The organism is Pseudomonas asiatica, assembly GCF_009932335.1.
Lineage (GTDB): Bacteria > Pseudomonadota > Gammaproteobacteria > Pseudomonadales > Pseudomonadaceae > Aquipseudomonas > Aquipseudomonas asiatica.
The window spans coordinates 2226516-2241335 of sequence record NZ_BLJF01000001.1; the positions used below are offsets into that span (position 1 = coordinate 2226516).

Genomic DNA, 14820 nt, shown 5'->3' on the forward strand with positions numbered 1-14820 from the left:
CTGTGGGAGCGGGTTTACCCGCGAAGAGGCCGGTACAGGCACCACAAATACTGCTAACGTGAGTGCTCTCAACCGCCAAGGACCGCTCAGATGCCGCCACGTTCACCCGCCCCCACCGGCTTCATTCGCGTTCGTGGCGCCCGCGAGCACAACCTGAAGAACATCGATGTGGATATCCCTCGCGACGCGCTGGTGGTGTTCACGGGGGTGTCCGGCTCGGGCAAGTCCTCGCTGGCCTTCTCCACCCTCTACGCCGAAGCCCAGCGCCGCTACTTCGAATCGGTGGCGCCCTATGCCCGGCGCCTGATCGATCAGGTCGGCGTGCCGGACGTCGACGCCATCGAAGGCCTGCCGCCGGCCGTGGCCCTGCAGCAGCAACGCGGCACGCCGAGTGCACGTTCCTCGGTGGGCAGCGTGACTACACTGTCCAGTTCGATCCGCATGCTCTACTCCCGCGCCGGCAGCTACCCGGCCGGGCAACCGATGTTGCATGCCGAGGACTTCTCGCCCAACACCCCGCAAGGTGCCTGCCCGGAGTGCCATGGGCTGGGGCGGGTCTATGAAGTGAGTGAAGCGACCATGGTCCCCGACCCGTCGCTGACCATCCGCGAACGGGCCGTAGCGGCCTGGCCGATGGCCTGGCAGGGGCAGAACCTGCGGGACATTCTGGTGACCCTGGGCTATGACGTCGATACCCCCTGGCGCGACCTGCCCCAGCAGCAACGCGACTGGATTCTCTACACCGAAGAAACACCCACGGTGCCGGTGTATGCCGGCCTGACCCCGGCGCAGACCCGCGCTGCGCTCAAGCGCAAGCTCGAGCCGAGTTACCAGGGCACCTTCAGCGGTGCCCGGCGCTACGTGCTGCACACCTTCATGCACTCGCAGAGCGCGCAGATGCGCAAGCGTGTGTCGCAGTACATGCGCCCCAGCCCATGCCCGCAGTGCCAGGGCAAGCGCCTCAAGCGTGAGGCGCTGGACGTAACCTTCGCCGGCTGCGACATAGGCGAGCTGTCGCGGTTGTCGTTGCAGGCGCTGGCCGAGGTGTTCCGTCAGGTTGCTGCGCCAGGCTATCTGGAGCAGCACGACGGCAACCTGACCCTGGAAAAACGCCTCGCCGCGCAACGCATCGCCAACGAACTGCTCGAACGCATCGGTCCCCTGCTCGACCTGGGCCTGGGCTACCTGGCCCTGGAGCGCAGCACCCCTACCCTGTCCTCTGGGGAGCTGCAACGCCTGCGCCTGGCCACCCAGCTGAACTCGCAATTGTTCGGCGTGATCTACGTGCTGGACGAGCCGTCGGCCGGCTTGCACCCGGCCGACAGCGAAGCCCTGTTCGAAGCGCTGCAGCGCCTGAAGCAGGCTGGCAATTCGGTGTATGTGGTGGAGCACGACCTGGATACCATGCGTCGCGCCGACTGGCTGGTGGATGTAGGGCCTGCCGCTGGCGAGCATGGCGGCACCATTCTCTACAGCGGGCCGCCCGCCGGCCTGGCCCGGGTCGAGCAGTCATGCACCCGGGCCTACCTGTTCAGTACATTGGCCCAGGCCACGCGCACACCTCGCCAGGCCCGCGACTGGCTGAAGCTCGAAGGCATCAGCCGCAACAACCTGCACGACCTCAGTGCCGCATTCCCGCTGGGTTGCTTTACCGCCGTCACCGGTATTTCCGGCTCGGGCAAGTCGAGCCTGGTCAGCCAGGCTCTGCTGGAGCTGGTGGGGGCGCACCTGGGCCATGCCGACCTGCGCAGCGAGCCTGAGGAGCAGAGCCTGGAAGATGAACCCGAACAGGCCAGCGGCGGGTTTGTCAGCGCCGGCCTTGGCAGCATCAAGCGCCTGGTGCAGGTCGACCAGAAACCGATCGGCCGCACGCCTCGTTCCAACCTGGCCACCTACACCGGCCTGTTCGACCATGTACGCAAGCTGTTCGCTGCCACCGAACAGGCCAAGGCACAAGGCTTCGATGCCGGGCGTTTCTCCTTCAACGTTGCCAAGGGGCGCTGCGAGAACTGCGAGGGCGAAGGCTTCGTCAGTGTCGAGTTGCTGTTCATGCCCAGCGTCTACGCGCCCTGCCCAACCTGCCATGGCGCTCGCTACAACCCGGAAACCCTGGCGGTGAGCTGGCAAGGCATGAACATCGCGCAGGTGCTGCAATTGACCGTCGACCAGGCCCTGCAAGTGTTCGCCGAGCAGCCAGCGGCGCGCCGCTGCCTGCAGGTGCTGCAGGACATCGGCCTGGGCTATTTGCGCCTGGGGCAGCCGGCCACCGAACTGTCCGGCGGCGAGGCGCAGCGCATCAAGCTGGCCACCGAGCTGCAGCGCATGGCCCGCGGGGCGACGCTGTATGTACTGGACGAACCTACCAACGGTTTGCACCCGCAGGACATCGACCGGCTGCTGGTGCAGCTCAACCGCCTGGTCGATGGCGGGCACAGCGTGGTGGTGGTCGAGCATGACATGCGGGTGGTCGCGCAGAGCGACTGGGTGATCGACATCGGGCCTGGGGCCGGGGATGCCGGGGGCCAGGTGGTGGTCAGCGGCACGCCACAGGTGGTGGCCGGGTGTGCTGAAAGCCGCACTGCGGCGTTTCTGGCCAAGGCCTTGTAGCGCCTGCACCGGCCTCTTCGCGGGTAAACCCGCTCCTACAGGTACTTACACAGCTTGCAAGATCTGTGGTGACCCTGTGGGAGCGGGTTTACCCGCGAAGAGGTCGGTGCACGCTGTAGACTGTTTTTTTGCAACGGCCGCTCCAGTACAGTCTGCCCCATGGACAAATACGCCCCACGCCAGTGGCTCCCCCACGAAAAACCCAGCCTGCCGGGCTCCCCCTCCACGCCCCTGCACACACCCGCCAAACGCCTGGCCTACGGCGTGGTCGGGCTGCTGGTGGCGATCACTGGTGGCCTGGGCAACGCGCTGGTCACCGCCAACCTGGTATTCCTGCAGGGTGCGCTGGGCGCAACCACGGCGGAGATGGCCTGGCTGCCGGCCGCCTACGTAATGACCAACGTGTCCATCAACCTGCTGCTGGTGAAGTTTCGCCAGCAGTTCGGCCTGCGCGCGTTCACCGAGGTGTTCCTGGTGCTCTATGCCTTGGTCACCTTCGCCCATCTGCTGGTCAACGACCTCAACTCGGCCATCGCCGTGCGGGCGGCCCATGGCATGGTCGGTGCCGCGCTCAGCTCGCTGGGGCTGTACTACATGATCCAGGCGTTCCCGGCGCAATGGCGGTTGAAGGCTATGGTGCTGGGCCTGGGCGCCTCGCAGCTGGCGTTGCCGCTGGCGCGGATATTTTCCGAAGACCTGCTGCAGATCGCCGAATGGCGCGGCCTGTACCTGTTCGAGCTGGGCCTGGCGCTGGCCGCGCTGGGCTGCGTGCTGATGCTCAAGCTGCCCCCCGGTGACCGCTTCAAGACCTTCGAGCCGCTGGACTTTCTCACCTTCTCGCTGATGGCCAGCGGCACCGCCCTGCTTTGCGCCGTACTGTCACTCGGGCGTATCGACTGGTGGCTGGAGGCTCCCTGGATCGGCATGGCCCTGGCGGCCTCGATCGCGCTGATCTTCAGCGGCCTGGCCATCGAGCACAACCGCCAGAACCCGCTGCTGATGACCCGCTGGCTGGGCAGCGGCGCAATCATTCGCCTGGCCCTGTGCGTGGTGCTGATCCGCATGGTCACCTCGGAGCAGTCCACCGGGGCGGTCGGCTTCCTGCAGGCGCTGAACCTGGGCAGCGAGCAGATGCGCACGCTATACGCGGTCATGCTGCTGGGCGCGGTGGCAGGCCTGGTCAGCAGTGCCCTCACCATCAACCCCAACCACCTGGTGATCCCGCTGTTCATCTCGCTGCTGGCCATGGCCACCGGCGCCTTCATGGACAGCAGCTCGAGCAACCTCACCCGCCCGGCACAGATGTACCTCAGCCAGTTCCTGCTGGCATTCGGCAGCACCTTCTTCCTCGGCCCATCCATGGCCCTTGGCATCAGCCATGTGCGCGCCAACCCGCGCAACCTGGTGAGTTTCTCGGTGCTGTTCGGCATCTGCAACAACCTCGGCGGCCTGATTGGCGCGGCGCTGCTGGGAACCTTCCAGACCTGGCGGGAGAAATTCCATTCCAGCCACCTGATGGACCGCCTCAGCTACCTGGAACCGTTGGTTACGGCCCGCGTGCAAAGTGGCGGTGCCGGCTACGGCGGCATCATTGCCGACCCGGCCCTGCGCAGCGAAGCCGGCATGCGCCTGCTGGCCAGTGCCGCCACCCGCGAGGCGAACATCATGGCCTACAACGATGTGTTCGTGCTGATCGGCAGCATCGCTATCCTGACCATGATCTGGATCTGTATCCGTAGCACCTGGCTCTGGCACACCAAACGCCGGGCCCTTTCCCCTGACTCCACCCCCGGCGCGCCCACCCGATGACCGACAACACCCGCACCACGACCACCACCGCCATCGCCGAAACCCCGGAAGGCGCCACGCCGCCCAGCGAGCCGACCAGCCCGGTGCGTTCGCGGCGGGTGCGTATCCTGTCGTCGATCAGCTTCGCCTGTGTGGCCCTGGCCGGCATTCTGCTGGTGCTGTATGCCTGGCGCCTGCCGCCATTCAGCAGCGCCATCGAAAGCACCGAGAACGCCCTGGTGCGCGGCCAGGTAACCATCATCGGGCCGCAGTTGAGCGGCTATATCGTCGATGTGCCGGTGCATGACTTCCAGTTCGTCAAGGCCGGCGACCTGCTGGTGCAACTGGACGACCGCATCTACAAGCAACGCCTGGCCCAGGCCATCGCCCAGCTGCAGCAACAACAGGCGGCCCTGGCCAACAACCTGCAGCAACGTAACAGTGCCGAAGCCACCATTGCCCAGCGCCAGGCCGCCATCGGCGATGCCGCCGCCCAGGCAACCAAAGCCAGGGCCGACCTCGGCCGCAACCAGGCGTTGGTCAGCGATGGCTCGGTGTCGCGGCGCGACCTGGACCTGGCCCGAGCCAGCGAAGCTGCAGCGGTCGCCAGCCTGGCCCAGGCCAAGGCAGCACTGGAGATCGCCCGCCAGGACCGCGAAACGGTGGTGGTCAACCGGGCCGCGCTGGAGGCCTCGGTGGAAAACGCCAAGGCCGCCGTGGAACTGGCCCGCATCGACCTCGACAACACCCGCGTCACCGCCCCGCGCGACGGCCAGCTGGGGCAGATCGGCACGCGACTGGGGGCCTATGTCAATTCCGGTGCGCAGTTGATGGCGCTGGTGCCCGACACCTTGTGGGTGATCGCAAACATGAAGGAAACCCAGATGGCCAATGTGCGCATTGGCCAGCCGGTGAGTTTCACCGTGGATGCGCTGAACCATCTGAAGCTGCATGGGCATGTGCAGCAGATCTCACCGGCCACTGGCTCGGAGTTCGCCTTGCTGCAGGCGGACAATGCCACCGGCAACTTCGTCAAGATTGCCCAGCGCATACCGGTGCGGATTACCGTGGATGCCGACCAGCTGGAGGCTCGGCGCTTGCGGCCGGGGATGTCGGTGGTGGTCAGTATCGATACCCGTGGCGAACAGTGATGTTGCCTTTACCGGCCCAATCGCCGGCAAGCCAGCTCCCACAGTTACGGTGCAGCTCTCAAGGCCTGTGGTGTACCTGTGGGAGATTGCCCAGCCCTTTGGGCTGCGCTTTCGCGCACAGAACCAATATCGCTCGTCTGACGCGTCCTTTGTAGGAGCAGCCTTGTGCTGCGAAGAGGCCGGTACAGCCAATAGACAGGCTTTGTCAGTACCGGCCTCTTCGCAGCACAAGGCTGCTCCTATAGAACCTCGCCGAACCAATGAGTCATGTGTTGTTCTATGAGAGCTGGCTTGCCGGCGATTGGGCCACAGCAGCCCACACAGAGATGCCGTCTTGCCATGATTGCGCCGCTCTAGCCCGTAGGTTCTAATCGCGCACGACCCGTTTGCCTTTGTCACTCAAGGAAGTGTCACCATGTACAGGAAGATCGTGCCGCTGGCGCTGTTGGCAACGCTGGCCGGTTGCTCGAACAGCGAGGAAACCAGCGAGGCCAGTTTCCAGAAGGCCGCCCAGGCCTACCTCGATACCCAGTACCCACACTGCTTCGTCATCAGTTCATTCCCGACCAAGACCCAGGACTTCGACCTCCATGGCACCAACAAGGCGTTGCATGCCCTGGCCCAGGTAGGTGTGGTCAGCGAAAAGGAGATCTCGCGCACCGAGGTGCCCGCCCGCCTGTGGCAAGCGGCACGCACGGACATCTACTACGCCTATGACCTCACCGACGAAGGCCGCAAGTATTACAAGGCGGATAACGGGCTGTGCTTCGGCAAGGCTCAGGTCACCGCGATCGAGCAGTTCAGTGAGCCGAGCAAGGTGACTGGGCAGAAGATGTCGAATGTGACCTATGCCTACAAGATCACCGGGTTACCGGCTTGGGCCGGGGATGACGGGGTCAAGGCCAGCATTGCCGAACTGGGCAAGGCGGTGGCCAGCAATGACGCACCGCTCAAGGAAACCCGGGCGATGGTGCTGACCAGCCAGGGGTGGCGGTTGCAGGAGAAATAGCCGTGTGCTTTACCGGCCTCTTCGCGGGCTCGCCCGCTCCCACAGGTGCACCACTGGTTTTGAGAGCTGCGCTGTACCTGTGGGAGCGGGCATGCCCGCGAAGAGGCCGGTACAAGCGGCTTACATCCACCAGGCCAGCACCACCGGCAACCAGGCAAACGACAGCACCGTGGAACACATCACCAGGTTCGCTACCTGCTCCGGCTCGCGGTTGGCGCGCACCGCCATCAGGTAATTGAACACCGCCACCGGCATCGCCGACTGCACCACCAGCACCGCACGCTCCAGGTTGCCCATGCCCAGCGCCGCACCTACCGCCCAGCCCACGGCAGCCCCCAGGCCAATGCGCAAGCCGCCCAGCAGCATGCCGCTGCCCACATGGCGCAGGCGAATGCTGGCCAGCGACACGCCCAGTGTCAGCAACATCAGCGGGATGGTCATGCCGCCCAGCAGGTCTGCGGTATTGGCCAGCCAGCGCGGCAACTCGAAATCGAGAAAGATGATCGGCATGGCGCCGGCCAGGCTGATCACGATAGGGTTGCGCAGCAGTGCCTTGAACGAAGCCGCAGTACCGGAAATGGCCATGCCGAGGGTGAACTGCACGATCGACAGGGTCAGGAAGAACGCCACGGCCAAGGCCAGCCCGTGTTCGCCAAAGGCATAAAGGCTGATCGGCAGGCCCATGTTGCCGGTGTTGGGGAACATGAACGCCGGCAACAGCACACGCCAGTGCATGCCCGAAGCGCGGCACACCAGCAAGCCGGCCAGGGCCATGCCCAAGGTGCACAGCAGGCAGGCCATGGCCATGCTGGTGAAGGCGTTCGGGTCCAGCTCGGTGCGGCTGAGCGTGGAGAGCACCAGCGACGGGGTGCCGACGGTCATCACCACCCGGGCGATGAATTCGGTGGGGTAGTCCAGGCCCTTGCGGGCCCAGGCATAGCCGATGCCGGCGACGATGAAAACCGGGGCCAGGACGGCGAACAGCGAAGCGAACATGGGGGCCTTCCTTGGGGGTGGGCCCCGCATTATGCCGCAGTCTTCGGGATTGCCGGGGCTGCTTTGCAGCCCAATCGCCGGCAAGCCGGCTCCCACAGGTACAGCGCCAAGCCTTGAGGTATCACCACCATGCGGGAGTAGCTGTCTTGTGTTGCCTGTTCTGGCCTCATCGCCGGCAAGCCGGCCCCCATAGGTACTGCACAATGCTTGAGGGCGATGCAGTCGAGGTGGGAGCTGGCTTGCCGGCGATTGGGCCGCAAAGCGGCCCCGGGATGTCCGCCCAAGACGCATTCGTGTCGCCCACAGACTGCGGCGTCTCGTCGCACACCCAAGCCCCTTGGGCAAAACCGCGCAAGCCCGTAGAATCGCGCTTCCTTTTCGCCCGTCGCCTTGAACGGTGGCAACCGGCAACGTCGCATCCAGCCCAGGCACATCCGTGCAGCCACTCGGCCCCGTTCGGGTCGAGCCGGTGTGCGCGTCCGAAAAGGCGCTCATTCCGCTCATCCAACTAGAGGTACCTATGTCTCCGCGTTTGCTGGCCATGGCGCTGGCGCCCCTGCTCGGGCTGTTCATCATTGCCCTGGGCAACGGCTTCATGTCTTCCCTTACCACCCTGCGCCTGGGCGCTGCCGGCGAATCAGCCACCACCATCGGTGTGGTCTCCTCGACCTACTTCATCGGCCTGACCCTGGGTGCCATCTTCAACGACCGGCTGATCCTGCGCATCGGCCATATCCGCGCCTATACCAGCTTCGCCTCGCTGATCGCCGTAACCATCCTGCTGCAAGGCCTGTTCTACGACGTCACCTGGTGGTCGGTGCTGCGCCTGATCAACGGCTGGGCGGCAGTGGGCGTGTTCCTGGTGATCGAAAGCTGGCTGCTGCTGGCCGGTGACGCCAAGATCCGCGGCCGCCTGCTGGCGCTGTACATGATCGCCTTCTACGGCGCCGGGGTCATCGCCCAGGCCGGCCTTGGCGAAATCACCCAGATGGGTGACACCGCACCGTTCATGCTGGCCGGCGTGCTCGCCGCCCTGTCGGTACTGCCCATCGTGATCCTGCCGCGGGTGTCGCCACTGCTGGACCAGGTCGAACCGCTCAAGCCGCGCCAGTTGCTGGGCGTTGCGCCGTCGGGCCTGGTCGGCTGCTTCGGTTCGGGTGTGGCCATTGCCGGCATCTATGCCCTGCTGCCGCTGTACCTGCAGCGCATCGGCCTGGATGTGGGCGAGGTCGGCAACATGATGGCCTGGGTAATTCTGGGTGCCATGCTGCTGCAATACCCGGTCGGGCGCTGGTCTGACCGCAAGGACCGCCAGGATGTGCTGATCGCCCTGGCCGGGCTGTGCGTGCTGCTGTCGCTGGTGACGGTGTTCCTGCCGCCTGACTCGATCCTGCTGCCGGCGATGCTGTTCCTGCTGGGTGGTGGCGTGTTCACCCTGTACCCGGTGGCGGTCAGCCATGCGGCCGACCGCGCGCCATCGGATGCACTGGTGCCGATGATCCAGGGCCTGCTGCTGATCAACTCGCTGGGTTCGGCCATGGCGCCGGTGGCGATTTCGCCGATGATGACCGAGTTTGGCGAGGCCGGATTGTTCTGGGCCTTTGCCGTGGTCAACCTGGCCATGGTGTGCTTCTTCATGTGGCGCCGAGGCAAGCGCCCGGCGGCAGAACACCCGGCTCCGTTTACAGCTTCGACCACCTTCTCGCCGACCGGTGCCGAGCTGCGGGTGACCGAAGATCTGATGCACGCGGCGCAGGAGCACCCACCGCTGGAGCCGGTGGAGAGTGCTGCGCCAGCGCAGGCGCAGCGTTCAGAATCGCATTGACTCCGGGGCTGCCTTGCAGCCCTTTCGCAACACAAGGCCGCTCCCACAGGGGCCGCGCAGGTTTGTGGATCTGGCTTTAGCCATTCACCAGGTTGGCCGGGCGCTCACCAGCCAGGGCACTGAGCAGGTTGTCCACCGCACAGCGCGCCATGGCCTGGCGGGTTTCCTCGGTCGCCGAGCCGATATGCGGGGTCGCCACCACGTTGTCCAGCTGCAACAACGGCGACTGCGCCGACAGCGGCTCCTGCACGAACACGTCCAGGCCGGCGCCGCGTATGCGCCGGGCACGCAACGCTTCGATAAGCGCTTGCTCATCCACCACGCGCCCGCGGGAAATGTTCACCAGGATTGCCTGGGGCTTCATCAGCGCCAGCTCCCGCGCGCCGATCAGGCCTTCGGTGCTGGCACTCAGCGGCACGGTCAGGCAAACGAAATCCGCCTGCTGCAACAGCTCGTCCAGGCTGCATTGACGCGCAGCATGGCGCGCCTCCACCTCTGGCTTTGCACGCTGACTGTGATACAGCACACGCATGCCAAAGCCGGCCGCGGCGCGCCGGGCCAGGGCCTCGCCGATGCGGCCCATGCCGACGATGCCCAGCGTCTTGCCGTGCACATCACTGCCGAAATGCGCCGGGCCGAGGTTGGCCTGCCAGTTCCCGTCTCGCACCCAGTTCGCCAGCTCCACCACCCGCCTGGCGGTGGCCAGGATCAAGGCGAAGCCCGTGTCGGCGGTGGTTTCGGTCAGCACGTCGGGCGTGTTGGTCAACATCACGCCACGCCGGCTGAGTTCGGCGATGTCGTAGTTGTCGACACCGACCGAAACGCTGGACACCACTTCAAGCTGTGGCGCCAGGTCGAGCAGGCTGGCGTCCAGGCGCAGGCTGGCCCCCAGCAGCCCGTGCGCACCCGGCAAGGCATCGCGCAGACGGGCCAGGCCATCGGGCTGGGAGGTATCCACCCAGGTCACCTCGACGCGCTCTTGCAGGCGTGCCATCAAGTCGTCGGACAGGCGTTTGTACAGGACGATTCGCTTCTTCATTGCACAGGTTCCTAATGGTTCATGGCCAGACGCGAGTTGCCGCGCTTGGCCCGGCCAGATGTCTGGGAAGTATTGAGCGCGGCGGTAAGCGCCACTGCGGCCAGCAGCGCACCGCACATGAACAGGTAGGAGGCACCAGGCCCGCCGGTGACGCCATTGAGGTAACCCACCAGCCACGAGCCACCGAACGAGCCCAGCGCGCCCATGCTGTTGATCAGTGCCATGGCACCACCGGCGACGTTGGCCGGCAGGATCTCGGGCACGATTGCGAAGAACGGGCCATAGGGTGCGTACATGCAGGCGCCGGCGACCACCAGCAACGCGTACGACAGCCAGAAGTGCTCGCTGCCCAGGGCGTACGAGCCATAGAACGCAACGGCGGCGATCAGCAGTGGCGGCCAAACGAAGCGCTTGCGCTTCTGCAAGCGGTCGGACGCCCACGACACACCGACCATGCCCAGCACCGCCGCCAGGTAAGGTACCGACGACAGCCAGCCGGCCTGCACGATGTCGAGGTTGGCCGCCTGCTTGAGGATCGACGGCAACCACAGCACGAAGCCATACACACCGATGCTCCAGCAGAAGTACTGCAGCGAAAGGATGATCACCTGCGGCGAGCGGAACGCCTCGCGGTAGTTCTTCACCGGCTTGATACCTTGCTGCTCGGCAGCCAGCGCCTGCTCAAGGGCGGCCTTTTCCTGCGCGCTCAGCCAGTTCACCTGGGCCGGGCGGTCATCCACCAGGCGCCACCAGAAGAACGCCCAGACGACGGCGGGCAGGCCTTCGATGATGAACATCCAGCGCCAGTCGTAATGCTTGACCAGGTAGCCCGACACCACCGACATCCACAGGATGGTCACCGGGTTGCCGAGGATCAGGAAGGTATTGGCGCGCGAACGCTCGGCGCGGGTGAACCAGTGGCACAGGTACACCAGCATGGCCGGCATCACCGCCGCCTCCACCACCCCGAGCAGGAAGCGGATGCCGATCAGCATGTAGACGTTGCTGACCACGCCGGTGAGCGTGGCAAGGCCGCCCCAGAGTATCAGGCAGACAAAGATCAGCTTCTTCACACTGCGCTTTTCGGCATAGATGGCACCGGGCACCTGGAAGAAGAAGTAACCAAGGAAGAACAGTGCCCCCAGCAGCGAAGACAGTGCGGGGGTGATATGCAGGTCTTCAGCCATGCCGGAAGCGGCGGCGAACCCGTAGTTGGCGCGGTCCAGGTACGCCAGGCTATAGGTGAAGAACACGATCGGGATGATGTACCACCAGCGGCGAGGTGCCAGGCTTTGGCTTTGCATGGTTCGTTTCTCCTGAGCTTTTTGTTTTTGTTGCAACAGGTGTTTCGGGTCAAGTGTTCAGGCGCTTCTGCGCAGGTCGTGGGCTTGCAGCTCATGGCGCAGCGGCAGCCCTTCCATGTCGCCACGCGACTGCACGGCGCGGCTGCCGCACCAGTTGCCACGCGCCACTGCCTCGGCTACCGGGTGGCCGTCCAGCAGCGCACTGAGCACGCCGACGGCAAAGGCATCGCCGGCGCCAACGGTGTCTACCACCTGGCTGACCGGCACTGGCGCCACCTGGCCTTCGCCCTTGGCGCTGCGGAAGTAGGCACCGGCGTCGCCCAGCTTGATCACCACCAGTTCCACCCCTTGGTCGAGGTAGAAAGCGGCGATGTCTGCCGGGGTGTGCTGCCCGGTCAGCAGGCGGCCCTCTTCCAGGCCTGGCAGCACCCAGTCGGCCTTGGCCGCCAGGGCATTGACTTCGCGCACCATGCTGCTTTGGTCAGGCCACAGCGAGGGGCGCAGGTTGGGGTCGAACGAGATGCTGCGCCCGGCGGCACGCATGGCGTCCATCAACGCATGCGACAGCGCCCGGCAGCCGTCCGACAGCGCCGGCGGGATGCCGGTGGCGTGCAAGTGGCGGGCCTGCAGAGAACCCGGGCGCAGCAGCGCCGGCGACAGCCGGCTGGCTGCCGAACCACGGCGGAAGTACTCCACCGCCGGATCGCTGCCGTCATCGCAGCGGGCCTTGAGCTGGAAGCCGGTGGGGTAGCTGGCATCCACCTCGACGCCGGAGCAGTCCAGCCCTTCGCGGCGCAGGCTGTCGAGCACGAAACGGCCCAGCGAATCGTCACCCACCCGGCTCAGCCAGCGGACCTTGAAGCCCAGCCGCGCCAGGCCGATGGCCACGTTGCTGTCGGCGCCGGCAATGCGCTTGCCGAACTGGCCGACACTGGCCAGGTCGCCGGCCTGCTCGGCGACGAACATGGCCATGGTCTCGCCGAAACACAACACGTCATGCTCATGCATGGCTCAGCTCCTCACTCGATACGCCCTGCCCCAGCGCCGCCAGGTCGCGCACCTGGGCACGGGTCAGCGCCAGCAGATCGTCGCTCACCAGCGGGTACTCGACAGCACGCACCACGCCGGGGGTGAACTCGGCCATCAGCTCGGCCCACTCCTGCAGGTCCGCAGTCTCTGGCGGGACGGCTACCAGGCGGCCATCGGCCCGGCGCTGCACGGCCTTGCAGTGCACATAGCGCACCCAGCGGCCAAGCTGCCGTGCGGCGTGCCGGGCAGGCTCGCCCTGCCACTGCCAGTTACCGATGTCGAAGGTCATGCCCAGGGTCAGCCCGAGCTCGTCGGCGCGCTGGAAAAACTGCTGCAGGGGTTCGATCCGTCCACCTTGCGCGGTCTGGTCGTTCTCCACCAGCAGCAATGGCCCGTGCGCCGGCAACAGCGTCGTCAAGGCCGCGACGTCACAGCCCGCATGGTAGTGGCCCAGGGAAACCTTGAGCGCGACCGCGCCAAGGGCGCGGGCAGTTTCCAGCTTTTGCGCCAATTGCGGGTCAAGTTCGCCTTGTGCGGTCCACAGTTCCAGGGGTGTGGAGTACAGGCACTCCAGGCGTAGCGCGGCAATGGCTGCAGCCAGCGCTGCAGTGTCCGGCGCACGAGTGAACAGTTCTTCGCGCAGCTCCACGCGGGTAACGCCGGCGGCAGCCAGCAGGTCAAGGAACTGCTGCTGGCCACGTTGCCGGACAAAGTCGGCACCGTAGCTGGAGAGGCTGATGGAAACGGGGTTCGAGTGCATTGTTTTTGTCCTTATGAAACCGGTTTCATTTTTTGATGACAGCAGGCGCGCAGGTGCCTGCCTGTGATTACTGTGGCTGGGTTGAACCTCGGATGATCAGCTCGGCCTTGAAGTCGATGCGCCGGGCTGCCCCGCTGTCGCCGCGCAGGCGGCCAAGCAGGCTCTCGAATGCCGCCACGCCGATTCGCTCGGTGGGCTGGGCCAGTGCAGTGATGCCGCTGCCGACCAAGGGGTACCAGTCGAGGTCGTCGAGGGCGATCAGCCCGACGTCCACGAACAGATTGCGCCCTGCTTCGTGCAGGGCCCGGGTCACGGCCAGGGTGGCGACACCGTTGAAGGTGAAGATGGCCTGCGGGCCATGGCCGTTGCCGGCGAGGAACGCAGCCAACTGCTCATCAAGCCCGGTGCCGGTCTCCAGCACCTGTTGGCGCATGCCGGGCCGACGGCTGACCGAGGATCCGAACGCCTGTACTCGCTCCAGGCGCGAGCTGGTGCCATCGAGGGGTTCGGTTACCGCCAGGATATCGCGGTAGCCTTGAGCTTGCAGGTGGTCGAGGGCCTGCTCGACCGCATCGGCATTGTCCAGGCCCACCAGGTCGACATTCAGTTCGGGCAACTGGCGGTCGACCAGCACCATGGGAATGTCGCGCTGCAGGTTCAGCAATTCGCCGGGGTGATGGCCAAGCGTGTTCACGATCAGCCCTTCGACGTTGTAGGACTGCAGGGCCACAAGATGGTGACGCTCCTGCTCGTCGTCGCGGTTGGTGTTGCACACCACCAGGCTGTAGCCGTGCTGGCGGCAGGCAGTTTCCACGCCATGCATCACGGCCACTGAATAGGGGTTGAGGATATCGGCCACCAGCATGCCGATCAGGCGCGTCTGGCCGCGCTTCAGGCCACGGGCCATCTGGTTGGGGCGGTAACCGAGGCGCTCGATGACCTCTTCCAGGCGCTTGGCGGTGGCTTCGGCGAGCAACTGGCGGTCACCGCCGATGTAACGGGAGACGGTGGCCTTGGAAACGCCAGCGACACGCGCTACTTCGCTGATGGTGACCCGTTCGCGGGCATGGGCAGGCGCGTCGGTCATGGGCTGTCCTTATGATTGTTGTGATAGCGATGAAACCGGTTTCAATACAGCAAAATCGCACGCGCTCGTCAACATGCCGTTGGTCGGGAGTGCGATATCCATGCATAGTAAATGCAATAAGAATGCTCTTTAACTAACTGATAAATATAGAAAAGTAAATGCAAAACCCTGTGGGAGCGGGTTCACCCGCGAATGCGATTTTGAATGTGCCGACGCATTCGCGGG

11 protein-coding genes are annotated in these 14820 nt (G+C 65.3%); 5 read left to right on the forward strand and 6 right to left on the reverse strand.

The features are described from left to right. Positions 1-90 precede the first annotated feature (90 nt). The 4 genes from uvrA (at position 91) to GYA95_RS10420 (ending at position 6555) form a co-directional block, all read left to right on the forward strand. The gene (uvrA, locus tag GYA95_RS10405; protein WP_038409691.1) at positions 91-2607 is read left to right on the forward strand and encodes an excinuclease ABC subunit UvrA; all 2517 of its coding nucleotides are present in this window, start codon (positions 91-93) and stop codon (positions 2605-2607) included. Positions 2608-2766: 159 nt separating this feature from the next. Next, positions 2767-4416, forward strand: coding sequence for an MFS transporter (locus tag GYA95_RS10410; RefSeq protein ID WP_015270501.1), 1650 nt, complete (start codon positions 2767-2769; stop codon positions 4414-4416). Continuing rightward, complete coding sequence (locus GYA95_RS10415) at positions 4413-5546, forward strand: HlyD family secretion protein (RefSeq protein WP_161551387.1); 1134 nt, start codon at positions 4413-4415, stop codon at positions 5544-5546. The genes GYA95_RS10410 and GYA95_RS10415 overlap by 4 nt, the downstream gene beginning before the upstream one ends. 415 nt (positions 5547-5961) lie before the next feature. Next, complete coding sequence (locus tag GYA95_RS10420) at positions 5962-6555, forward strand: hypothetical protein (protein WP_161551388.1); 594 nt, start codon at positions 5962-5964, stop codon at positions 6553-6555. Between the two features lie 120 nt (positions 6556-6675). Here the strand turns inward: GYA95_RS10420 and GYA95_RS10425 are convergent, their stop codons facing one another. Next, on the reverse strand, positions 6676-7551 hold the full coding sequence (locus tag GYA95_RS10425) for an AEC family transporter (protein WP_013972763.1): 876 nt from the start codon (positions 7549-7551) through the stop codon (positions 6676-6678). A gap of 520 nt (positions 7552-8071) precedes the next feature. On the opposite strand from GYA95_RS10425, the gene GYA95_RS10430 reads away from it, so the two are divergent. Beyond that, complete coding sequence (locus GYA95_RS10430) at positions 8072-9376, forward strand: MFS transporter (protein WP_015270504.1); 1305 nt, start codon at positions 8072-8074, stop codon at positions 9374-9376. A 76-nt stretch (positions 9377-9452) separates the two neighbouring features. On the opposite strand, the gene GYA95_RS10435 is transcribed toward GYA95_RS10430, so the two are convergent. From GYA95_RS10435 to ptxS, 5 genes are all read right to left on the reverse strand, one after another. Beyond that, positions 9453-10415, reverse strand: coding sequence for a 2-hydroxyacid dehydrogenase (locus tag GYA95_RS10435; RefSeq protein WP_015270505.1), 963 nt, complete (start codon positions 10413-10415; stop codon positions 9453-9455). 11 nt (positions 10416-10426) lie between these two features. Next, complete coding sequence (locus GYA95_RS10440) at positions 10427-11719, reverse strand: MFS transporter (RefSeq protein ID WP_015270506.1); 1293 nt, start codon at positions 11717-11719, stop codon at positions 10427-10429. A 57-nt stretch (positions 11720-11776) separates the two neighbouring features. Continuing rightward, positions 11777-12727 (reverse strand): sugar kinase, encoded by a 951-nt coding sequence (locus GYA95_RS10445; RefSeq protein ID WP_015270507.1) that lies wholly within the window; start codon positions 12725-12727, stop codon positions 11777-11779. Continuing rightward, positions 12720-13508 carry a TIM barrel protein gene (locus GYA95_RS10450; protein ID WP_015270508.1) on the reverse strand — a complete coding sequence of 263 codons (789 nt, stop codon included), beginning with the start codon at positions 13506-13508 and terminating at the stop codon, positions 12720-12722. The genes GYA95_RS10445 and GYA95_RS10450 overlap by 8 nt, the downstream gene beginning before the upstream one ends. A 67-nt stretch (positions 13509-13575) precedes the next feature. Continuing rightward, positions 13576-14595, reverse strand: coding sequence for a transcriptional regulator PtxS (gene ptxS, locus GYA95_RS10455; RefSeq protein ID WP_013972769.1), 1020 nt, complete (start codon positions 14593-14595; stop codon positions 13576-13578). Positions 14596-14820 lie beyond the last annotated feature (225 nt).